Source organism: Sphingomonas endophytica, assembly GCF_014199415.1.
Taxonomy (GTDB): domain Bacteria; phylum Pseudomonadota; class Alphaproteobacteria; order Sphingomonadales; family Sphingomonadaceae; genus Sphingomonas; species Sphingomonas endophytica.
The window spans coordinates 109,709-132,089 of record NZ_JACIJN010000006.1 but is presented as its reverse complement, the minus strand read 5'-3'; the positions used below and the strand labels follow the sequence as shown (position 1 = coordinate 132,089).

General features: G+C 68.8%; 19 protein-coding genes. 7 read left to right on the top strand and 12 right to left on the bottom strand.

Going from position 1 to position 22,381, the window contains the following annotated elements; genetic code table 11:
- Nucleotides 1-67 precede the first annotated feature (67 nt).
- Nucleotides 68-1,213, top strand: a complete 1,146-nt coding sequence (locus FHS97_RS10420; protein WP_184036887.1) for a glycosyltransferase — start codon at nt 68-70, stop codon at nt 1,211-1,213.
- Between the two features lie 90 nt (nt 1,214-1,303).
- Nucleotides 1,304-2,296, top strand: coding sequence for an NAD-dependent epimerase/dehydratase family protein (locus FHS97_RS10415; protein WP_184036884.1), 993 nt, complete (start codon nt 1,304-1,306; stop codon nt 2,294-2,296).
- A 31-nt stretch (nt 2,297-2,327) separates the two neighbouring features.
- Here FHS97_RS10415 and FHS97_RS10410 read toward each other — a convergent pair whose 3' ends face one another.
- The 4 genes from FHS97_RS10410 to FHS97_RS10395 all read right to left on the bottom strand — a co-directional run bounded on the left by FHS97_RS10410 (nt 2,328) and on the right by FHS97_RS10395 (nt 8,780).
- The gene (locus tag FHS97_RS10410) at nt 2,328-3,719 is read right to left on the bottom strand and encodes an oligosaccharide flippase family protein (RefSeq protein WP_184036881.1); all 1,392 of its coding nucleotides are present in this window, start codon (nt 3,717-3,719) and stop codon (nt 2,328-2,330) included.
- A 97-nt stretch (nt 3,720-3,816) separates the two neighbouring features.
- Nucleotides 3,817-5,091, bottom strand: coding sequence for a DUF1996 domain-containing protein (locus tag FHS97_RS10405; RefSeq protein ID WP_184036878.1), 1,275 nt, complete (start codon nt 5,089-5,091; stop codon nt 3,817-3,819).
- Between the two features lie 71 nt (nt 5,092-5,162).
- Nucleotides 5,163-6,527 carry a DUF1501 domain-containing protein gene (locus FHS97_RS10400; protein WP_184036875.1) on the bottom strand — a complete coding sequence of 455 codons (1,365 nt, stop codon included), beginning with the start codon at nt 6,525-6,527 and terminating at the stop codon, nt 5,163-5,165.
- A gap of 12 nt (nt 6,528-6,539) precedes the next feature.
- Entirely contained in the window at nt 6,540-8,780 is a 2,241-nt protein-coding gene (locus tag FHS97_RS10395) for a DUF1800 domain-containing protein (protein ID WP_184036872.1), read from the bottom strand.
- Nucleotides 8,781-9,023: 243 nt separating this feature from the next.
- On the opposite strand from FHS97_RS10395, the gene FHS97_RS10390 reads away from it, so the two are divergent.
- On the top strand, nt 9,024-9,662 hold the full coding sequence (locus tag FHS97_RS10390) for a hypothetical protein (protein ID WP_184036869.1): 639 nt from the start codon (nt 9,024-9,026) through the stop codon (nt 9,660-9,662).
- 36 nt (nt 9,663-9,698) lie between these two features.
- On the opposite strand, the gene FHS97_RS10385 is transcribed toward FHS97_RS10390, so the two are convergent.
- Nucleotides 9,699-10,391, bottom strand: a complete 693-nt coding sequence (locus FHS97_RS10385) for a sugar transferase (protein WP_311770325.1) — start codon at nt 10,389-10,391, stop codon at nt 9,699-9,701.
- Nucleotides 10,392-10,702: 311 nt separating this feature from the next.
- Between FHS97_RS10385 and FHS97_RS10380 the strand changes: the two genes are divergently transcribed.
- Nucleotides 10,703-12,577, top strand: a complete 1,875-nt coding sequence (locus FHS97_RS10380) for an acyltransferase family protein (protein WP_184036866.1) — start codon at nt 10,703-10,705, stop codon at nt 12,575-12,577.
- Nucleotides 12,578-12,587: 10 nt separating this feature from the next.
- On the opposite strand, the gene FHS97_RS10375 is transcribed toward FHS97_RS10380, so the two are convergent.
- Nucleotides 12,588-13,058, bottom strand: coding sequence for a PilZ domain-containing protein (locus FHS97_RS10375; protein WP_184036863.1), 471 nt, complete (start codon nt 13,056-13,058; stop codon nt 12,588-12,590).
- A gap of 176 nt (nt 13,059-13,234) precedes the next feature.
- Between FHS97_RS10375 and FHS97_RS10370 the strand changes: the two genes are divergently transcribed.
- Complete coding sequence (locus FHS97_RS10370) at nt 13,235-13,417, top strand: hypothetical protein (protein WP_184036860.1); 183 nt, start codon at nt 13,235-13,237, stop codon at nt 13,415-13,417.
- Nucleotides 13,418-13,456: 39 nt separating this feature from the next.
- Here the strand turns inward: FHS97_RS10370 and FHS97_RS10365 are convergent, their stop codons facing one another.
- From FHS97_RS10365 to FHS97_RS10350, 4 genes are all read right to left on the bottom strand, one after another.
- On the bottom strand, nt 13,457-14,734 hold the full coding sequence (locus FHS97_RS10365; protein WP_184036856.1) for a DUF1996 domain-containing protein: 1,278 nt from the start codon (nt 14,732-14,734) through the stop codon (nt 13,457-13,459).
- A 205-nt stretch (nt 14,735-14,939) separates the two neighbouring features.
- On the bottom strand, nt 14,940-15,593 hold the full coding sequence (locus FHS97_RS10360) for a glycosyltransferase family 25 protein (protein WP_184036854.1): 654 nt from the start codon (nt 15,591-15,593) through the stop codon (nt 14,940-14,942).
- Between the two features lie 4 nt (nt 15,594-15,597).
- Nucleotides 15,598-16,791 (bottom strand): glycosyltransferase family 4 protein, encoded by a 1,194-nt coding sequence (locus FHS97_RS10355; RefSeq protein WP_184036852.1) that lies wholly within the window; start codon nt 16,789-16,791, stop codon nt 15,598-15,600.
- The gene (locus FHS97_RS10350; protein ID WP_184036850.1) at nt 16,788-17,780 is read right to left on the bottom strand and encodes a glycosyltransferase family 2 protein; all 993 of its coding nucleotides are present in this window, start codon (nt 17,778-17,780) and stop codon (nt 16,788-16,790) included. The genes FHS97_RS10355 and FHS97_RS10350 overlap by 4 nt, the downstream gene beginning before the upstream one ends.
- A 129-nt stretch (nt 17,781-17,909) precedes the next feature.
- Between FHS97_RS10350 and FHS97_RS10345 the strand changes: the two genes are divergently transcribed.
- Nucleotides 17,910-19,007: a glycosyltransferase family 4 protein gene (locus FHS97_RS10345; RefSeq protein ID WP_184036848.1), complete on the top strand. Its 1,098-nt coding sequence runs from the start codon at nt 17,910-17,912 to the stop codon at nt 19,005-19,007.
- A gap of 24 nt (nt 19,008-19,031) precedes the next feature.
- Here FHS97_RS10345 and FHS97_RS10340 read toward each other — a convergent pair whose 3' ends face one another.
- A complete protein-coding gene (locus tag FHS97_RS10340) occupies nt 19,032-19,988 on the bottom strand; it encodes a UDP-glucuronic acid decarboxylase family protein (protein ID WP_184036846.1) in 957 nt (318 codons plus the stop codon).
- Between the two features lie 123 nt (nt 19,989-20,111).
- Between FHS97_RS10340 and FHS97_RS10335 the strand changes: the two genes are divergently transcribed.
- Nucleotides 20,112-21,086: an acyltransferase family protein gene (locus FHS97_RS10335; protein ID WP_184036843.1), complete on the top strand. Its 975-nt coding sequence runs from the start codon at nt 20,112-20,114 to the stop codon at nt 21,084-21,086.
- Here FHS97_RS10335 and FHS97_RS10330 read toward each other — a convergent pair.
- Nucleotides 21,083-22,258, bottom strand: coding sequence for a glycosyltransferase family 2 protein (locus tag FHS97_RS10330; RefSeq protein WP_184036840.1), 1,176 nt, complete (start codon nt 22,256-22,258; stop codon nt 21,083-21,085). The two genes, FHS97_RS10335 and FHS97_RS10330, sit on opposite strands and share 4 nt — an antisense overlap.
- Nucleotides 22,259-22,381 lie beyond the last annotated feature (123 nt).

Here is a 22,381-nt window from a genome sequence, read left to right as displayed (position 1 = left end):
AGCAGGGGGCAAGTGGTGGAGGTCGCTCCGCTATCTGCGCTGTAAGAGGGGACGGCGAGACGCTAGCATGATCTGGATCTACGCCACCGCCGCCGGGCTGTTGCTGCTGCTGGCGGCGCATCCATTCATCATCTACCCCGCCACGCTGCGTCTTTTTCGTCGTCGTCCCTTGTCGCAACTGTCTCATGACGGGACAGAGCGGCCGTCGCTGGCGATCTGCATGTCGGCCTATAACGAAGCGCGTTCGATCCGCCGCCGGCTGGAACGGTTGATCGAGGCGGCGGACGCTTACGGCAATGCGACGATCCACGTTTATGCCGACGGGCCGCAGGACGGCACGATCGAGATCCTGCGCGAGTTCGCCGACCGCATCGACCTGGTCGTCTCGCACGAGCGCAACGGCAAGACCTATGGAATGAACCTGTTGGTGGAGCGCTCGACGTCCGAGCTGCTGATGTTCACCGACGCCAACGTGATGCACGGCCGTGACGTGATCGCGCCGCTGGTCGCACCGTTCGCGGATGCCAGCATCGGCTGCACCAGCGCGCGGCTGGATTACGACAATGCCGACGACAGCCCGGCCGCCGCGACCGGCGCGGCTTACTGGCGCGCCGAAGAAGCGATCAAGGCGATCGAGAGCGAGACGGTCGGGCTGATCGGGGTCGATGGCGCGATGTTCGTGCTGCGCCGCGGCCTCCACCGGCCGCCGCCGCCGCACCTGATCGACGATCTGTACGTGAGCCTCGTCGTGCTGGCGCAGGGCAAGCGGCTGATCACCGTCACCGACGCGCTGGTCCACGAACGCAGCGCCACCGAGGCCGAGGAAGAGCGGGTGCGCAAGCGGCGGATCGCGTGCCAGGCGATCAACGTCCACCGCGCCTTGTGGCCGCAGCTGCGGCGGCTGCCATGGCCGGCGTTCTACGGCTATGCCTCGCACCGGATGCTGAAATGGGTGACGCCGTTCCTGCTGGCCGGCGCGGGACTGTGCGCGCTGCCGGTCGCGGTGGCGCTGTTCGGCGCGGGGCCGATCCTGGTGCTGGCGATCGGCGGCGCGGTGGCGCTGGCGGTCGGGAACCGGCTGCGGATCGGGATCGCGCAGAAGATCGTCGCCGCGCTGCTGAGCCTGCTGGGCGTCGCGCAGGGCGTGGTGGATTCCGTATGGGGCGGAAAGACCTATGCGGTGTGGCAACCCGCGGAGTCGGTGCGCGACTGAGGTGGGGCGAGTTGCCGTTACGGGCGCGAATCTTTAGGAGGCGGTGCAGCATAGAGGCGCCGGCCCCGGCGCGAACCGAGGAATGACAGCATGAGCGGCCGCACCGATCCGATCCTGGTCACCGGCACTGCCGGCTTCATCGGCCATGCCGTCGCGCACCGCCTGCTCGACCGCGGCGAGCGCGTGATCGGCGTCGACATCGTCAACGATTATTACGATCCCAAGCTGAAGGAGGCGCGGCTCGCGACCTTCCAGGGGCGCAACACCTTCGCCTTCCACCGCGCCGACATCGCCGATGCCGAGACGATGGCGAAGATCATCCGCGAGGAAGGCGTGCGCCGCGTCGTCCACCTCGCCGCGCAGGCGGGCGTTCGCTACAGCCTCGAAAACCCGTTCGCCTATGAGCGGTCGAACCTCGCCGGGCATTTGTCGATCATGGAAGCGTGCCGTCACGCCGAGGGGTTCGAGCATCTCGTCTATGCCAGCTCCAGCTCGGTCTACGGCGACAAGCCGATGGGCGGCGAGGGCTTCACCGAGGACGAGGCGGCGGTCGATCCGGTGTCGCTCTACGCCGCGACCAAGCGTGCGTGCGAGCTGATGAGCCAGTCCTATGCCAAGCTGTACGGCTTTCCGCAGACCGGCCTGCGCTTCTTCACCGTCTATGGCCCGTGGGGGCGCCCGGACATGGCCTATTTCTCGTTCACGCAGAAGATCATGCGCGGCGAGGCCATCGAGGTCTACGGCGAGGGCAAGATGGCGCGCGACTTTACCTATATCGACGATATCGTCGACGGAATCGTCGGCGCGCTCGACCATCCGCCCGAGGCGGGCGGGCACCGCGTGCTCAACATCGGCGACAGCCATCCGGTCGGGTTGATGGAGATGATCGAGGCGCTGGAAGACGCGGTTGGTCAGAAGGCCGAGAAGGTGATGCGCCCAATGCAGCCCGGCGACGTCACCGCCACCTTTGCCGACGTCTCGAAGCTGCACGCGCTGACCGGCTATCAGCCCAAGGTAATGCTGCGCGAGGGGTTGCAGCGCTTCGCCGAATGGTATCGCGGCTATTACGGGCCGACCGCCTGACGCTTTTCACCCGTCGCCGCGGGGCGACGGGTCACCGCGACATCGTGATCCGGAACAACTCGCCCGGCGCGCCGGTCAGCCCGATCTCGTAGGTGACCCAGCGGATCGCGAACGCCAACGCGACGAGCGCCACGGTGGCCAGCACGTCCTGGCGAACGAACGTCACCTTCTCGCGCGCCTGCCCCAGCGACAGGCAGAGGTAGCGCAACGCTTCCGCCAGCACGGTCGCGCCCGCCGCGGCGGCGATGCCGTAGCGCGCCAGTCCGAGCGGCAGGAAAACGATGAGCGCGAGCAGCTTGGCGGAATTCCCGAACGCGCTGTAATGCGGCTTGCCCAGCCCGAGCATCAGGTTCTCGTTGAGCGTGCTGAGGATCATCAGCCAGGCGGCCATCGCGACCCATGGGATCAGCTGCGCCGCCTCGTGATAGCGCACGTCGTAGATGCGGATGATCAGATCCGACGACGCGATGAAGCCGGCGATCGCGACCAGCGCCGCCGCCTGGAACTGGAAGCGGCGGTGGGCGAGCTTGCGCTGCAGTTCGGCGCCGCGCACGGTGGCGGCGGCGATGCTGGGAAAGATCAGCTCCGCGCCGAGCTTGACGCTGAACTGCGAAAAGACGTCGGCCAGCCCGCGCGCGATGCCATAGATGCCCAGCGCGGCGAAGCTGACGTATTTGGCGAGGATCAGCCGGTCGAAATTGACCGCCAGAAAATAGACGATCGACGAGATGAACACCCATTTGCCGAAGCCGATGATCTCGCGCGCATAGGTTCCGTCGATCATCAGCCGGTGCTTGATGTCCGGCTTGATGAAATAGGAGGCGATCGTCGGCACGATCGACGCGATGATATTACCGGTGAGCAGGCCCCAGATGTTCGGCGCGATCCACGAGCACGCGATCAGCGCCACCGACCCGATCGCGATGAAGGTCACTTCGTATTTGGCGGTGCGGTCGAGCGCGAGTTCCTTGATCGCCAGCGGCAGCCCGATGGAAGTGCAGCCGGTCAGCACGAAGAAAATCGTCATGAACGGCAAAATCTTGTGCAGCGTCGGATCGTCGTAGAACTGGCCGATCAGCGGCAGCAGCAGGAAGGTCACCGCGCCCAGCCCGAATCCGCGCAGCACCTGCAGCGTCCAGGCGGTGTTGTAGAAGCGCGGATCGGTGGCGTTGCGGCTGCTGACGACGTTCTGCGAGATGCCGATGTCGGTGAACAATTCCAGACCGACGCGCAGCGAGGTGAGCAGGATCATGATCCCGAACAGCTCGGGCGCCAGGATACGCGTCAGCACCAGATTGGTGGCGAAGCGCAGGACCTGAACGATCATATAGCCGGTCGTCGCCCAGCCGAGCCGCCGCAACAGCGCCTCGGGCACATGGACGCGCGCCAGCAAGCGGGCGCGCAACGTGGAAGTTTCGGCCATGAGCCCGTGGTTATCCGTCTGAAGTGTCGCGGCGGCTAAACACGCCGGGTGGCGAACCGCAATCGCAAAGGTGTGTGCCGAAAAGGAGCGGCGACGCTCAGGGCGCCGCGCTGCCCTTGGCGGTGGCGGGGGCAGTAGCGGGGGCGCGGGCGGCGGCGGCGCCCGGCCGCGGCGGGATCGCGACCAGCCGGCGCGGCGTGGTCCAGGAGAACGTGCCGGTCTGCTTCAACTGCCGGCCGTTGCCGAGATCGCCGCCGCTGCACGACAACAGCTTGTTGATGCAATGCTCGATCCACACCGACATGACGTCGTCGTCCCACGCGCCGAACCAGTCGGCATGGAAGGTCGAGCCGGCGGGCATCCGCCCCATGCCGGGCATCTCGTCGGAGGAAAGATACCAGTCCTTCGCGCCCTCCGGGCCGACGCTGAACCACGCGATCATCGTGAAGCCGGGGATGATGTACGGATGGCGGCTGTCGCAGCGGAGATAGCCCCAGCTTCCATAGCCGGCGTGGCCGACGTGATCGCGGTGATTGGGGCTGTCCAGCCGCTTGCCGTCCCAGCAGTTCGGCGCGCCGATCGACGCGCCCAGCCGGTTGCCGGTCGGGCAATTGGCCGCCGCCTCGGTGATCGTCGTGTAATGGCCCGGCCTGGCGGTCGGCCCGTCGCAGTTGAACGAGCCCCCGCCGGTCGGCTTCCCGTTGGACACCATGTCATAGCCGAACACGAATCGTAGCCCGCGCGGCAGCGGCACGCATTCCTTGCCCTGCCGCTGGCATTCGGGCGAGGTGACCGGATAGCGCTTGTAATAGATCACCACATAATCGGGGCGGACGACATGGCCCTTGCCGTCGAGCATCGCCGGCATCCAATAGGCCGAACGATTGAGCGTGTTGACGCAGGTGCTCTCGCCGGTGGTGCGCAGGCTCTTGTAGGTGCTGGCCGCATTGCCGCCGGTGTTGCCGAACCATTGGTGCAGGTGGCTCTTGCCGGGCTGGTTCGGATAGACGATCGGATCGTCGTAGCTGATCTGCCCGGGCTCGCACATGAAGCGGAACGCACCGACATTGTCGGGGGCGGCGGTGGAGGGGATCGCGCCGGTGCCCCATGACGGGGTGGTCATCGTCGCGACCCGCCCGGTGGACGGGATCGACGCCGGCACCTCCAGCACGTCCTCGCTGAGTTGCGGGCGGACCTGGTCACCATGCTGGCTGCCGACGTTGTGCGAGCCATGACCCTTGGTGGTGGCGGCGACCTCTTCCGGTCCCCGCAGCTCGTAGGCCGCTTCGTCGGCGCGCAGCAGCGAGCGCTGCGCCGGCGTCGCGGCGGCGCAGCCGAGCAGCGACACGGCGATGATAAGACGGCGATACACGGTCGGTCTCCAGCAGGCCGCGCCCTTATAGGCGAAGCGCGGCACCGCGACAAACCGCGCGACGCCGGCGCTCAACCGTAGAGCCCGAGCGGGCCGCGCCCGTTGCTCGACCATGTGCCCCAGTTTGGGACGACATAGGGCAGGTCGGCATCGCTGACGCCGTGCCATTTGAGGATCGCGCCGAGATATTCCTCGGTGGCGGTGGTCGGCAGGAAGCGGCCCTCGCTGCTGATGTCGTCGGCGCCGCCCAGCGTCGGGTCGGGGTAGCGGCCGAACACGCCACCGGCGGTTACTCCGCCGCCGATCACCAGATGATTGTTCCCCCACGCATGGTCGGAGCCGAGCTGCGCATTGCCGCGATAGGTGCGGCCGAAGTCGCTCATCGTGAAGGCGGTGACGTTGTCCTGAAGCCCGAGCGCCTCCATCGCCTTGTAGAAGGCCGACAGGGCGAGCGCGAGATCGCCGAGCAGATTGGCGTGCGTGCCCGCGACGACGTTGCCGTAGTTCACCTGCGCGTCATGCGTGTCATACCCGCCCTGCGAAACGAAGAACGACTGGCGCGTATGCCCGAAGGTGGAGCGCGCCTCGATCATCCGCGCGACGCGCTTCAGCTGCTGCGACACGTCTGAGGTGAGTGCCGCGCCGGTCGCGGGATCAACGAAGAACGCCTCGACGCTGCCGGTCGTGCCCAGTACTGCGCTGGTCGCGGCGGTCATGGCATAGGCGTCCTTGATCGTGTCGGCGGTGGAGGCGGTGACGTCGTCGAGGCCGGTGCCGCCTGCGAAGCTGTTGATCGCCGCGTCGATCGCGCTGTTGTTGCTGCCATAGCGCGACAGCACGCCCTTCGACGGCAGGACCAGCGGCTGCGCCTGCTGCCCGATTAGCGCGATGTTGTTGCCCCCGAACGAGATCACCGGGGGCACGCCGCTCGCGCCCATCCGGTCGTGGAGCCGGCCCATGAAGCCGTCGCGATTGGTCGTCTGCGCGCGCAGTCCCTGCCAATGCTCCTGCTCGTCGGAATGGCTCATCAGGTTCGACGGGCGCAGGTCGGGACGGCTGAGATAGGTCGCCTTGGTCAGCGGCGCGGCGAGCGTGCCGGCGTTGAGCACCAGCGCCATCGCACCCTTGTCCCAGATCGGCGCGAGGCTGGCCATCGCCTTGTGCAGCCCGAACCCGCTGCCCGCCAGCGGCACGACGCCCGACGGCGGCAGCGCGACGGTCTGGCGCGAGCTGACATAGGCCGAATAGGCGGCGCCGTCGGTGGGGACGAGCATGTTCCAGCCGTCGTTGCCGCCGAACAGGAACACGCCGACCATGGCGCGGAAGCCGCTGCCCGGCGCGCCATAGGCGACGCCGCGGCCGAACATGCCGAGCGCGGCGGCCGCGCCGGCGCTCATCGCCATCTGGTGGAAGTGGCGGCGGGAAATGTGCGTCATGAACCGTGATCCTCAGCGATCGACGAGGAAATTGGGGCTGGTGGCGGCGATGTAGAGCAGCGCCTGCGCGCGCTTGCGCGCCTGCACCTGCGGATTGCCGTTGGTGATCGACAGCGCCGCGGTGCGAAGCGCCTGCTTCTGCGCATCGGTCGCGGTGTTGTTGAGCATCAGCAGATTGACCACCGCGACCAGCCGGTCGGGATCGGCGGCGATCGCCTCCCAGCCACCCCAGAGCGGCGCGGTGTTGGCCGAGCTGCTGGTGTTGTTGAGATAGTTGTTGAAGTTCCAGTCGCCGCGATTGAAGTCGCCCTTCAGCGTCCAGTCGTAGACGAGGTTCTGGAGCGCGACGGTGCCGCCGGCCGAGAACAGCTTCGACGCCGGACTGACCAGCCCGTTGCTGCGCGGCAGCGGATAGTCGGGCGGGTAGAAGTTGAAGACCGACGGCGCCTGGAACACCGGCTGGCCGAGCGCCACGTCGCGCATCGTCATCGCGGCGCCGTCGGTCTGGAGCCCGCTCGCGCGGACCAGCCCCATCATCACCAGCACCGGCTCCTTGACCTTGCCGAACCCGCCGCCGCGCGGTTCGTCGCCGCGCGCCTCCGGATCGAGCAGGATCGCGCGCACCACCGCCTTCAGGTCGCCGCGGACGCCCTTGCCATTGTCGGTGAACACCGACCCGATCCGCGCGACATAGGCGGGCGAGGGGTTCGACTTGACGAGATGCTGGATCAGCAGCCTCGCGATCCGCGGCGGCGTGCTGGGGTTGTTGAACGCCGCATCGAGCGCGATGCGCACGCTTTCGGCCGGCGCCGCGCCCGCCGGGACGGTCGCGCCGAGGAACGACTTGGCCTGCGAGTCATAGGCCCAATTGACCTGTCGCACGACCATCGGCTGCGAGAAATCGTTGCCGTTCCAGTCGGTGCGCCCGCCGTTCTTCGCATAGGTCCAGCCGGTGAGCGCGCGCGACAGGCCCTTGATGTCGTCGGGACCGTAATTGGGCACCAGCGCACCATTGCCGGCGAGCACCGGCGTGCCGTCGGCGTTGAGCTGCATCGGCCCCATCGTGAACAATTGCAGCATCTCGCGCGCATAATTCTCCGACGGCGCGCTCCGGATGCTTTCGGCCATCGACAGATACCAGCCCATCGCGCCGTGCATCGTCACCTTGCCGAGCAGATCGCGGTAATTGCCGAAGGCGCCGTCGAGCAGCATCTGCTGATAGGAGGCGATGCCCGACGTGCTGTTCACGCCGTTGCCCGAGATCACGAGGATCTGCGACAGGGCGAACGCCACGCGCTGGCGCAACTGGTCGGGGGCGAGCGCGGCGTCGGCATAGAAGCGCGCCGCGACCGGCACCCGCGTAAAATTGTTCTGCCAGCAATTGGCGATCGTGCGGTCCGAGCAATAATCGTTCGGGACCCATTTGACGAGATCGGTGTAGGTGCTGCCGCGCACGCGGAACTGCTCGTCGATCCAGCCGGGGATGCCCAGTTCGGTGATCCGCGCCACCAGTTGCGGGGTCGGGCCGAACGACGCCTGCCGCGCGAGGCGCAGCACGTCGACCGGCACGGCGTTGGCGCCGTCGACTGTGGTGACCGGCTGGTTGAACGCGCTGAGCCCGGTCGACCACGGCGTGCTGCTGCCGTTGGCGGTGAACAGCGCGAGGAACCGCCAAAAGGCATCGACGATCGACGTCGCCAGCTCGCTGGCGCGCGCCGCCAGATAGGAAAGACCGTCGCTCGGCGCGGCTTCCTCGGGAAGCTCGATCGCCGGGGTTGGCGTCGGCGTCGGCGCGGGTGTGACGACCGCGGGGGTCGGCGTCGGTGAAGGCGCGGGGGTCGGCGTCGGGGCGATGACGACCGGGGTCGGCGTTGGCGTCGGCGTCGCGGTGGGGACCGGCTCCGGGAACGGGCTGACCGGGGTGGTTGGGGTCGGCGTCGGGGTCGGCGTCGGCGACGGCACCGGGGTCGGCGTGGGCGTCGGCGTGGGCGTCGGGGCCGGGGTGGGGGTGACGATCACGATCCCGCCGTCGGTCGGCGTCGGCGTCGGCGTCGGCGATGGCGCAGGCGCGACGCCGGGACCGGCGCTGCCCGAGCCGACCGACGGGGTAGGAGTCGGTGTCGGCGCAGGAACGACGACGACCGGCGTCGTCGCGGTGCCGCCTCCGCTGCTTCCCCCGCCACCGCCACCGCCGCAACTCGCCAGCGCGAGCGACGCGGTCGCCAGAAGAAGATGTGTCCGTACCCGCGTCATCGCCACGACCGTCTGCCCGAATCTGAACTGTCGCCGCCGTTGTGGCGGATGGGCAGCAGCTACGCGGATCGATTGAAGACGAGGTTAATGGCACTGCAGTAAAAGTTGATGATCCGACGCCATCCTGCCTGTTGTGGGGGCGTAACAATCACGGCGCCGGGCAGTGGAACGTGACTTACGTCTTCTTAATATCTCGCGCTTATCATCGCGCTACGACGCAAAGATTTTAGGGCAGGCGGGATCATGGAAGCGAGCAGCGGGCGTACGACGGTCGAAGACGATGTGTCGGCGGCGCTGCGCCGGGCCTTCGGCTTTGCCGGACTGTTCGGGCTGACCGCGCTCGCCGCGATCGCCTGCACCGCGCGCACGCCGCAGCCCGTCTCAGGGCTCGCGGCCGACCGGCTGATGGCGCAGGAGGCGCTGTGGCGGACGGAGGCGAGCGGCGCACCGACGATCGCCTTCCCCGCGGCGCTGCTCGGACGGCGTGCCGATCCCAAGATTGCGGCGCTGCTGGGCGAGGCGCAGCACCAGCTTGCCGCAGATCGCGCGGCGGCGGCGGCGCGGCGCGCCGCGGTGTTGCAGCGGATCGCGGAAGTGCGCGCCGATCGCGACCTGCGCGAGTCGCAAAGCGCAGTGCTGTCGCTGAAGATCAGCCAGACCTATGCGCGTGCGCAGCAGCGCGGGCCGGCCACCGATCAGGCCGCGCTCCGCCACGATTTGCTGCTGCTCCGGATCCAGGCCGCCAAGGCGACTGGCGATGCCGCGCTGGCGAGTCGCGAGCTGAAGGCGCTGGACGGCCGGATGATGACGCTGGCCAAGGCCGAACATGCCCGCGCCAAACAGCGGCTGACCGCGGTGCGCGACCAGCTGCGCGGAGGATGAGGCACGCCCGCCGCCGTCAGGCCGCGGGGTGGAGGATCAATAGGAGCCGCGCTGGAACAGCACGCTCGGCACGGTATAGGCGATGATCTTGACGTTCATCGCACACGACCGCGCGCGGCTGTAGGTGACGTCATAGGCCACGCGCCGCCGGTAGGAGACGTCGTTGCGTCCGCCGACCTGCCACAGCCCGGTGATGCCGGGGCGCACCGCGCAATAATGTTCGAAATACCGGCCATAGCGGCTGATCTCGCCGACGACGATCGGCCGCGGGCCCACGAGGCTCATGTCGCCGCGCACGACGTTCCAGAGCTGCGGCAGCTCGTCGAGGCTTGTCTTGCGCAGGAAACGGCCGATACCGATCACACGCGGATCGTCGCGCAGCTTGTGGTCCCGCTCCCATTCGGCGCGCGCTTCCGCGCTGGTCTCGAGCAGGTTGCGCAGGCGCGCGTCGGCGTCGACCACCATGCTGCGGAACTTGAGGCACGGGAAGGAGCGGCCACCGCGACCGATCCGCTGATGCGCGAAGATCACCGGGCCGGGATCGAGGATGTAGATCACCGCCGCGACGATCGCCATCAACGGCGCGAGGATGATTAACGCGGTGACGGCGAGGGTGACGTCGAGCACGCGGCTGGCGATATCGTCCAGCCGCTGCCACTTCGCATTATCCATCATGCCGTTCGCCACGCCGGTCCGTTCCGGCGCAACCATTACGGTCGCTTCATGCACGGCTTCGCTCCCTGACGTTACGCTGCATCGCAACAAATAGATCAAACCGAGGAAAATGAAAACCGGAAGAAAGTTACCCTTTCTTCACCTCACCCCGCGATCGTGCCGATCCGTCGTGGCGGTGGTTAAATTAACGTTTACCCAATGGGTTCCGCTCGGGCGGCGAGCCGTGGCTTGGGTGGGACGGGTCGACGGAACGGGAGGGAACACGTAGTTGCCCGTGGTGCTCCACCATGGGGCACCTGCCCGAAAGGGCCGCTTGTTTGCGGTGCGGCGCTCGCCTAACGGCCGCGTCAGGAGCCCCGACGCGCTTGAATCATCGTGACGACATTGACGGCTTGCGCGCGCTTGCGGTCGTGCCGATCGTCCTGTTCCATTTCGGGGCAGGACTGTTGTCGGGCGGTTATGTCGGGGTCGACGTCTTCTTCGTCATCTCCGGGTTCGTGATCGCGCGCAGCATCGCCGGCGACGTCGATGCCGGGCGGTTCAGCCTCCGCGCTTTCTACGTGCGCCGCGTCTGCCGCATCCTGCCGGCACTGGTCGCGACCGTGCTGGTGACGACCGCGGCGGCGATCTGGTTGCTGCTGCCCGAAGACCTCGTCACGCATTTCCGCAGCGTCGCCGCGATCGGCGGCTTCTCGTCGAACATCTTCTTCTGGCGCTCGTCGGGCTATTTCGAAGCGGCCGCACAGACCCGGCCGCTGCTCCACAGCTGGTCGCTGGCGGTGGAGGAGCAATTCTACTTCTTCGCCCCCGTACCGCTGGCGCTGCTCCACCGGCGGCGGCCGGGCTGGTGGTTGCCCGCGATCCTGATCGTCGCGGCGGGCAGCCTCGCTGCCTCGGTGGCGATGGTGTTCACCGCGCCGACCGCCGGCTATTTCCTGCTGCCCAGCCGCGCCTGGGAGTTGCTGCTCGGCGCCGCGGTCGCGCGCGCCAGCGCCGCGCCGACCCAGCGGCCGGCGGGGCGCGAGGCGCTGGCGGCGCTGGGGCTGGCGATGGTCGCCGGCAGCATGGTGTTGCTCGACGAGAAATCGGCCTTCCCCGGCTGGAACGCGCTTTTCCCGTGCATCGGCACGGTGCTCGTGATCCTGGCCGGCACCGGCGCGGGGCGGCTGCCGGTCGTCAACCGCCTGTTGGCGACGGCCGCGCCGCGCGCGATCGGGCGCATCTCCTATTCGCTGTATCTGGTCCATTGGCCGATCGTGGCGCTGTTCCAATACCGGTCGATGCGGCCGCCGACCGCGATCGAGGGCGCGGCGATGCTGGTCGTCAGCATCGCGCTGGCAGCGCTGTCGTGGCGATTCGTCGAGGAGCCGGTGCGCCGCTACGCCTATCGGCTGCGCGCGTTGCCGCGCGCGCAATGGCGGGTGATCGCGGTCGGGCTGGCGGGCTCGGCGGCGCTGGTGGCGGCCGGACTGGCCGGCGCGGCGGCGGGAGGCTGGCCAGAGCGCTTTCCCGGCTACCGCCCCGTCGCGATCAGCGGGCAGGAGCAATGGGGCGGCGCGACCTGCTTCAACGAAGACCCATCGCAGCCGATCGCATGGCGCGCCGATCGCTGCACGCGCACGCACGGCCGCGGCGGCCGCGTCCTGCTTTGGGGCGACAGCCATGCCGCGCATTATGTGCCGGGGCTGGTCGCCGAACAGGCGGCGCTGGATCGCGAGCTGCTGCAATATACGTTCGCGGGCTGCCCGCCGATCTTCGCCTATTTCTCGGCGGCGCGGATCGGTTGCTCGCGCTCCAATGCGCGCGTGCCGGCGCTGATCCGGCGCTATGGCATCACGCAGGTGGTGATCGCCGCTCGCTGGGAAGAGGTGCCTTGGCGGACCCTGGCGCAACTGCATGCGACGGTCGCGGCGTTGCAGCGGCTGGGCGTGCGCGTGACGGTGGTCGGCCAGTCGCCGATCTTCGGCGTGACGCCGCAGGCGTTCGACTATCTGTCGGGCCAGGCCGGACATCCGGTCGGGGTGGCGGTGCCGCGGCTCGATCCCGACGTGATCGCGCTGGTCCGGCGCGAGGCGGCCGGCGCGGACTATGTCGATCCGCTGGCGTCCCTGTGCCCGGCGGGAGCGTGCCGCTATCGCACGGGATCGACGTGGCTCTATGCCGATGACGGACATCTGTCCGCCGCCGGATCGCGACGGGCGGCGCGCGCCTTCCTGGTCGCGGCGGTGCGTCGCCGCTGACCGGCCTGCCTCAGAGCAGGCCGGCGACGACCTTGACGATGCCGAGCCACAGCATCGCGGAGCCGCCGACGATGACGGTCAGCCGCACCGCCCCCGGAAAGCGCCGGATTTCCGGCTCCGGCGCGGGTTCGACGAACGGTGCGCTGGTCGTCATCTGGATGACGGTGCCGCCACGGAAGGTCTGCATGACATCGGCGCGGCCGAGCGGCTCGAAGAACTCGCAGCCATAGCCGCCGGCCACCTGCCGCACGACCCGCGCGCTGGCGCGCCCGCGACCGGGCAGGCCGATCGTCACCGTGCTGCCGATCTCCAGCCGCGAATCGGTGGCGACGCTGAACCCGGTTTCGGACAGGTCGCGGACATAGACGTCGGTCGCCGTCGACCGTGCGTCACGCAGCGTGGAGGGTTGATTGATCGGCTGCCGCTCGGCCGTGCGGCGGTCGTCGGAATCGCTGGGTAGCAATATTGCCGGAATGAGCATCGCCGCGCCTTTCGCTAAGCATCAGGGGATTAGGGCGGACAGGGCTACCAGCGGGTTAATGCGCCGCCGTTTTTCTGTCCGCGGAAACAAGATCGATTGCGATCGTTCACCGCCGTGCAAGATTTCTGTGCCGTTCCGGGACGGGGGCACGGAAACGACGGTAAATGGAGGGGCCGATGCGCTTCGATCGGACGGAACGAATTGCCGCAAGCGGTGTGCCTTTGGTCTTCGATCGCTTCGGGTTGATCGGCCCGTTCGTCGCCGAGGTGGTCGATCCATTGTCGACGGCGCGCGGGCTGCTGACCGGATTGATGCTGGCGGCGCTCCTCTGGACGATGATCGCGGCGCTGGTGATCTGACTTCGCGCGCGGCGGCGCGGGGGGAGGCGCGCGTCACGATCAGTTCGGGACCGCGACGACGTGCGGCTTGGCGGTCCAGGTAAAGCCGCTGAACATCTTCAACTGCTTGCCATTGCCCAGATCACCGCCGTTGCAGCTTAGCAGCTTGTTGATGCAATTGTCGGTCCACATCCGCATCACCGCATCGTCCCACGCGCCGAACCAGTCGGCATGGATGGTGGTGCCCGGGCGCATCATCGGCATCCCCGGCATTTCGTCCGAGGCGAAGTGCCACGTCGACTTGCTGCCGTTCCACGTCCCGGACGTGTCGAGATCCGCGTCGACGGTGTACCACGCGCCCAGCGTGAACGACGGGATGACATAGGGGTGCGTCGCCGGGCATTTCAGATAGCCCCAGTCCCCATAGCTGGCTGACGCGACGTGCGTCCGGTGATCGGGGCTGTCGAGATTCTTGCCGTCCCAGCAATTCGGCGCGCCGATGACCGCGCCGAGCTGGTTGCCGATCGGGCAGTTCTTCGCCGCCTCGACGATGTCGTTGTAATGGCCCGGTACCGATGTCGGCCCCTGGCAATTGAACGAGCCGGTCCCGTATTTCGTAGACATGCTCGCCATGTCGAAGCCGAACAGGAAGCGCAGCCCGCGCGGCAGGTCGACGCACGCCTTGCCCATGCGCTGACACTCGGGATCGTCCTTCGGCAGACGCTTGTAATAGATGCTGACGAAGTCGGGCCGGACCACCCCGCCCTTGCCGTTCAGCATCGCCGGGATCCAATAGGCGCTGCGGTTCAGCGGGCTGTTGCAGGTGCTGTTGCCGGTGGTGCGCAGGCTTTCGTAGGTCGAATTGGCATTGGCCAGCGTGTTGCCGAAGAACTGGTGCAGGTGCGAGCGACCCGGCTGACCGGGGAAGACAACCGGATCGTCGCGAAGCTCGTGGCTGGGATTGCAGATGAAGCGGAACGCGCCGACCACGTCGGGCTTGCCGGAGCCGGGGATCTCGCCGGTGCCCCAGGACGGAACCAGCTCGGCGTTGACGTCGAAGTTGCTGGGGATCTCGGGATAGCTGTCGGCGACCGACAGGCTGCCCGGCGTCACCGCGACCGAGGTGGGGGTCGGCGTGGGGGCCGGTGCCGGGGTCGGCGTCGCGGTCGGGACGACCGTGACCGGCGCCGCCGCGCCCGGCGCGGCTGTCCCGCCACCGCCACCGCCGCTGCCGCCGCCGCACGACGCCAGCGCCAGCGCGCCGGCGAGTTGCGCGAGTGACCGGCCGGTGCGACGCGTCAGCGTGCCCGGTGCCGCATGACGCAGCAGCGACTTCATCAGATTGCTCCATGCCCGGAGTGGCCGGACGATCGTCCGGTCGGGATGGCTCTTTCTACCCTGCGGTGGTTAGGGGGCCGTGAAGCGGCATGGTTACGGTGCGGTAAACATTGGGCGTCGCGAGCACGCGGGTGGCAGGTGCCGGTGCGTCCGACGCATCATCCGGTGCGGGCGCGCGCGCGCACCTGCACCGGCGGGACGGCGATCAGCCCGCGCGGCGTACCAGCCGGCGCTTCAACCGCCGCGCGAGCTGCGCGGCCTGACGCAGCCCGGGCCAGCGGTCGAAGAAGCGCAATTCGGCGATGTCGGTGCGCGACGGGCGCTGGTCGGCGATCGGCGGGACCGCGAAATGCGTCACGATTTCCGGGTGCGCACGGCGATACCAGACATAGGCGCCGTCAATCGGCGGATGGTCGTCCAGCGCCAGCAGTCCGCGCAGATAGGCGGCGAGCGCGGGGACGATCTCGGCCCGGAACCCCATGCAATGTGCGCCGATGATGTCGCTGCGCTGCAGGTCGTCGGGCTGCGCGGCGTAATGGCCGCCGTAGAAGATCTGCCAGTCGGCGGGTAGCGTGGTGTCGCGCGCCGCGGCGGTGAAATCGACGTCATCCTCGAGGATCAGCACGCTCGCGCCCTGCGCCGCGGCGTCCTCGAGGATCGTCAAATGACTGTAATAGACGCCGCGCGCGCCGATCGAGGTGAAGGTGCCCGCGTCGTCGAAACGGCACGCGTCGAAGAAGGCGAGGCGCGGGTCGGCGTCGGCTCCGATTCGCCGCAGCTCGCCGATCATCTGCGCGCGCCGGTCGGTCCGGTGCTTGAGGTTGATGATGCGGACTTGGTCGAAATCGTCGAACAGCATCGTCTCAATCCTTGCCGAAGCGCCGCACGAGCGGGAGCACCGCAGTGGCGATGTCGAATTCGCGTTCCACCTTCGCGCGCGCGGCGATCGCCAGCCGGTCGCCGAGGTCGGGTTCGCCGCGGAGCCGCGCGATCGCGCGGCGCAGGTCGTCCCAGTCGCCGGGGCGAAACAGCAATCCCTCGACACCGTCCTCGATCAGTTCAGGAACGCCGGCGACGCGACTGCCGACCACCGGCACGCCGATCGCCATCGCCTCCATCAGCACGATCGGCAGCCCTTCCATGAAGCTGGGCAGCACGAGCAGGTCGGCGCGCGCGATCGCGGCGAGCGTCGCGGCCTCGTCGAGGCGGCCGGCGAAGCGGACGCGATCGGCGAGCCCGTATGCGGCGACCGCGGCCTCGATCTCGCCCAGCATCGGGCCGTCGCCGACGAGCGTCAGCGTCACATCGAGCGGCGCGATCGCGTCGAGCAGCCCGAGATGCCCTTTTTCCGCCGACAGCCGCGCGACGCAGACGATCTCACGCCGCGCGCCGGTGCGCGGCGGCGCGGCGGGGAGCCGCGGCAGGTCGAGCCCGCAACGCACGGTCGCGAATTTGTGCCAATGCGCGGGGGCGGTGACGCGCATCGCCTGCGCGCGCCCGAACCACGACACGCAGGCGGCGAAATCCGCCGCCTCCAGCTTCGCGCCCAGGGTCAGCCCGGCGGGATAATCGGTTTCGGAAATGCCGTGCAGCGTCAGGCTCCACGGCAGCCCGGCAAAGCGCGCCGCCAGCATCCCGACCGTCGCGCCGGCATTGGCGAAATGATTGTGAACATGCGTGATGCCGTCCTGCCGCAGCAGGTGCGCGAGCACCACGGCCTCGGCGAAGTGGAACAGCGACCACAGCATCGCCTTCGCGCCCGGCGCACGGTGACGCAGCGCGAGCCGCAGCAGGGTGAACCACGCGCCGGGACGGGTCGTGATCGCGCGGAGGTGCGCACCGAGCAGCGTCGCGATCCGCATCGGCAGCACGAAGCGGGTGGTGTCGAAGGACGCCTTGTCCTCGGGCGCCTTCAGCTCGGCGGGCGAGGGGCGGCGGACGCTATAGGTGCGGATGTCGACGCCGTGGCGGCGCAGGCTGTCGACTTCGCGGCGGATGAAGGTGTGCGACGAGGCCGGATACTGGCTCACGACATAGGCGATGCGCGGGTCGGTCATTTGTAGGTGATCGCCGATGTATGGTGACGCGCGCGCCGGTAGCGGATCACGCCCTGCAGCTCCGGGAATTTGGCGAGCATCGTGAAGAAGGCGTGCGGCCACCCCATGCCGCGCGGCTGCCCGCCGCGCAGCGCGATCCGCGCGACCTGCGCGGCGAAGGCGGCGACCGGCAGCAGCAGGAAGGCGGGGTGGACGAGCAGCGCCAGCGTGACCCCGACGAACGGGACGATCCCCGCCCAGAGCTGCGCGCGCTTCACCTCGTCGCGGTAGAGCGGCTGCGGAAGCGCGGCGGTGGCGTCGCGGGCCTGCGCATAGCCGAAGCCGGTGCGCACCCCGCGCCACCACCATTGCTTGAAGCGCAGCATCGCGGCGTCGTGCCGCGTCATTTCGGCGTCGATCCGCCAGACCCGCCAGCCGGCGGCGCGCAGCCGCGCGCACAATTCGGGCTCCTCGCCGGCGGTCAGCGTGTCGGTGAAGCCGCCGAGCGCGCGGACGGCGGCGGCGCGCATCAGCGAATCGCCCCCGCACGCGTCCGCCTCGCCGACCGGCGTGTCCCATTCCATGTCGCACAGCCGGTTGTAGACCGAGGCGTCGGGGAAGCGCTCGCGCCGCCGTCCGCAGACCACCGCGACATCGGGATGCGCGTCGAGAAAGGCCGTGGCGGTCGCCAGCCAGCCGGCGTCTAGCTCGCAATCGCCGTCGACGAATTGCACCAGTTCGACCGCCGGGAGCGCCGCCAGCCCGGCATTGCGCGCGCGGGCGGCCGTAAACGGCAGGGCGAGATCGAGATCGACGACCGTTGCGCCCAGCGCGCGCGCGCGCGCGGCACTGCCGTCGGTCGACGCCGAATCGACATAGACGACCGCCGCGCCGCTGCCGTCGAGCGCGCGCAGGCAGCGGATCAGTCGCTCGCCCTCGTTGCGCCCGATCGCGACGATGCCGATCCGGGGCGGCGCATTGGGGGGCGTGATGAGGGAAGGAAAGGTCATGCAGCCGCAGCGGTCGTCCAGTGAGCGTTGCGAATCAATCCGGATTGATCCACCGGCCATGCCTCTAGCATCGCACGGGTTAAATTCGAGCGACCACGGAGCACATGCGTGCGGGATAAGGACATGACGATGCGGATTCTCTTTGCCCTGCCCGGCTTTCACCGCTTCGAGCGCGGCGCGGAGATCGCCTTGCTGTCGCTCGCCGCCGAGCTGGGGCGGGCGGGCGAAGAGGTTACGGTGATCGGGTCGGGCGATGCGCGTGCCGGCACGCCGTATCGCTTCCTGCACGCCGGATCGGTGCGTCGCGAGCGGCTGGAGAAATTGCCGCGCGTCCCGGCGCTGCGCAGCGACACCGGCTGGGAGGAGGCGACCTTCGCGCCCGGGCTGCTGCGCGCCTATCGCCCCGCCGACCATGACGTGACCGTCACCTGCTCGTTCCCCTTCACCAACTGGGTGCTGCGCCGCCCGGTGCTCGGCGGTCGTCGCCCGCCGCACGTCTTCGTGACGCAGAACGGCGACTGGCCCGCGATCTCGAACGATTCGGAGTTCCGCACCTTCGGCTGCGAGGGGCTGGTGTGCACCAATCCCGATTATTTCGAGCGCAACCGCGACCGCTGGCGCTGCGCGCTGATCCCCAACGGCATCGACGCGACTCGCTTTACGCCGGGCGCGGCGGAACGCGCGCGGCTCGGGCTGCCCGAGCAGGGACCGATCGTGCTGATGGTCAGCGCGCTGATCCCGTCGAAGCGCGTGGAGGACGGCGTGCGCGCGGTCAGCCACATGCCCGGCGCGCAGCTCGTGGTCGCTGGTGACGGACCGGAGCGCGAGGCGGTCGACAAGCTGGCGGGCGAGCTGCTGCCGGGGCGCTTTCGCCGCCTGACGGTCGCGGCGACCGAAATGCCGGCGCTCTATCGCTCGGCGGACGTGTTCCTGCACCTGTCGAAGGAGGAGTCGTTCGGCAACGTCTATATCGAGGCGCTGGGATGCGGTGCGCCGGTGGTCGGGCATGATTCGGCACGGCTGCGCTGGATCGTCGGCGACGATGCGGTGCTGCTCGACACGACCGACCCGGTGGCGGTGGCGCGCGCGCTGGAACAAGCGATCGCGTCGCGCGAGACGCTGGTGCCGCGCGGCGTGGCACGGGCCGCGACGTTCGCGTGGCCGCGGGTCGCCGCGCAATATCGCGCGTTTCTGGCGGAGGTGATCGCCGCCGGGCGGCGGGCATAGCCGTTCGGCCATGCCCGCGCGCGATCAGTTCACGAAGTCGCGGAAATATTCGATCGTCCGCTCCAGACCCTCGCGGAGCTGCACCTTGGGCTCCCAGCCGAGCTTGTCGCGCGCGACGGCGATGTTGGGCTGGCGCTGCATCGGATCGTCCTGCGGCAGCGGGCGATAGTCGAGCGTCGAGCGCGAGCCGGTCAGCCCGATCACCAGCTCGGCCAGTTCGCGGATCGTGAATTCGTTGGGATTGCCGATGTTGACCGGCCCGGCAACGTCCGGCGCGGTATCCATCAGCCGCAGGAACCCTTCGACCAGATCGTCGCGATAGCAGAAGCTGCGCGTCTGCGATCCGTCGCCGTACATCGTGATCGGTTCGTCCCTGAGCGCCTGCATGATGAAATTGGAGACGACGCGCCCGTCGGCCGGATGCATCCGCGGGCCGTAGGTGTTGAAGATGCGCGCGACCTTCACCTCCAGCCCGAGCTGCCGGTGATAGTCGAAGAACAGCGTCTCGGCGCAACGCTTGCCCTCGTCATAGCAGGAGCGGATGCCGATCGGGTTGACGTTGCCCCAATAATCCTCGGTCTGCGGATGGACGTGCGGATCGCCGTAGACCTCGCTGGTCGACGCCTGGAAGATCTTGCACTTCAGCCGCTTCGCCAGCCCGAGCATGTTGATCGCGCCGATCACGCTGGTCTTGGTCGTCTGCACCGGGTCGTGCTGGTAATGGATCGGCGAGGCCGGGCAGGCGAGATTGTAGATCTCGTCGACCTCCACGTAGAGCGGGAAGCATACGTCGTGGCGCATGAACTCGAAGCGCGGGTTGCTGTGCAGATGCTCGATGTTGCGCTTGGCGCCGGTGAACAGATTGTCGACGCACACCACCTCGTCGCCGCGCTCCAGCAGCCGGTCGATCAGGTGCGAGCCGAGGAAACCGGCGCCGCCGGTCACCAGGATACGCTTACGTGACTGATAATTCCGCGCCATCCGGCCCTGATCCCCTGCTTGTCGCCTGTCCGCGAACGCCGGGCGGCGTCGCAGGCAAACCGTTAGTTCCCGGCTACTAAGGAGGCGTTACGCCTTGCGCAAACACTGTTATGGAACTTGGATATGCAGCGGATCCCGATCCTCGACGGCTGGCGCGCGCTCAGCATCCTGCTGGTGCTGGCCGGGCATCTGCTGCCGCTCGGGCCGCATCGCTGGGGTATGAACGCGGCGGTGGCGGGGACCGGGATGGCGCTGTTCTTCACGCTGTCGGGGTTCCTGATCACGCAGTTCATGCTGCATCGTCCCGACGTGCGCGCCTTTCTGATCCGGCGGCTGTTCCGGATCGTGCCGCTGGCGTGGCTGGCGATGCTGATCCTGACGATCGCGACGCGCGCCGACATGCAGACGATGCTCGCCAACCTGCTGTTCGTCGCCAACCTGCCGCCGGTGCGGCTGCTCCACGGCGGCGAGCATCTTTGGAGCCTGTGCGTCGAGGTGCAATTCTACCTGACGGTAGCGCTGATCGTCGCTGTTGGCGGTGCGCGCGGCCTGTGGGCGTTGCCGGTGCTGTGCGTCGCGGTGACGCTGGGGCGCGTCGCGGACGGCGCGTTGATGAGCAATTACACCTGGCAGCGAATCGACGAGATCCTGGCGGGAGCGACGCTGGCGCTGCTGCATGCGCGGCTGGTCGCGGCACCGGTGCGGCGCGCGTTGCCGGTGTGGCTGCCGCTGATGCTGCTGGCGCTGGCGCTGGCGGCGGCGAACGAGACGACCGGGGCGCTCAATTACCTCCGGCCGTATCTGGCCGCGGCGGCGATCGGCACGTCGATCGTCGCGGCGCCGCGCTGGATGCGCGCGCTCTTCGCCTCCCGGCCGGCGCGCTACATCGCCGAAGTGTCCTATGCGGTGTACGTGTTCCACGGGATGCTGTCGGCGACGTGGCTCGGCAGCGGCGACACGCTGGTGCGCTATGCCAAGCGTCCGCTGCTGTTCGCCGCGACCTTCGCCGCCGCGCATCTCTCGACCTTCCGGTTCGAGCATCCGATGATTGCGCTGGGCAAGCGCCTCGAACGGCGGCGTGTGCCGGCGGCGGTCTAGCGCCCGGCGCGCAGCCAGTCGGTCGGCCGCTTGCGCGCAAGCCCGAGGTAGAGCGGGATCTTCCACAGAATGTAGAGCGGCAGCCGCACCGCCGCTGCGCCGGACAGGAACGGCCGCCCGACCCGCGCCCAGGCCGCCACCAGCGCGGCAAGCGCGAGCAGCAGCAACGCGCCGAGCAGCAACGCCGGCCACGCCGCCGCGCCGATCAGCGCCAGGACGCCGAGCGCAATCAGCCCGAGCGCATCGAGCAGCAGCAGCAACGTCAGCGGCGGCACCGCAAGGCTGATCCCCGCCCAAATCGCGCGAAGATCGCCGCGGCGCAGCCCGGCGGCGATCGCGGGCAGCGCGTGGCGACGCGAGGTGGCGATGAAGCCGCCTTCCCAACGCGTGCGTTGCCTGAGCGTACCCTCGGCGCTGCTCGCGGCGCTCCACACGGTCGCGCCGGCGGCGAAGCGTGGCGGCGTGCCGCGCTGCGCGAGGTCGAGGCCGAGCGCGAGGTCCTCGACGATATCGTCGGTCGCCAGCGGCGCGTCGCGGAAGACTGGCCACGGGAACGCCATGCCGGTGCCGGTCAGGTTGACGCGACCGGCCAGCCGCTGGAGCCCGCGCTGGCGGACGAGATTTTTGATGGCGAAGGCGAAGTTCGACACCTGCACCATTGGCGCAGCGTCGCGTTCCGGGCGCATCAGGTAACTGGCCTGCGCGGGCGTGCGGCGCGCGGCGGCGGCCAGCGCGGTCAGCGAGGCGCGGTCGATCGTGCAATCGGCGTCGAGCACGATCGCCACCGCACACGGCGCGGGCTGCGCCGCGAGGTGATCGCGGGCGAAAGCGAGCGCGAAGCCCTTGCCGCGTTGCGAAGGATCGTCGCGCCGCAGCACCGCGGCGCCGGCCTGTTCGGCGAGCGTGGCGGTATCGTCGGTGCAATTGTCCGCCACCACCAGCACGCGAAACCCGTCGGGCAGCTCGGCGGCGAGCAGCGTCAGCGTGCGCGTGATGACCGCCGCCTCGTCGTTGGCGGGCATGACGATGACCACCGGTCCTTCGGCGCCAAGCGTCGCGGCGGGCGCGCGCAGCGTGCGCAGCCCGGCGATCACCTCGATCGCGAACGCCGCCGTCAGCACCACGAGCGGTACGGCGAGCGCCACCGCCACGATCGTCGCGATCACCTCCATTGCCGCACCCCTTCGTCTGCCCCAGATCCGCCGCCTCCGCGTGTAGGCGCTCGGGCGGTTCTCCGCCATGCCACGGCAACAGTTTACCGGACCTTGAGGAAGATAGCGCCATAACCGGGCGTC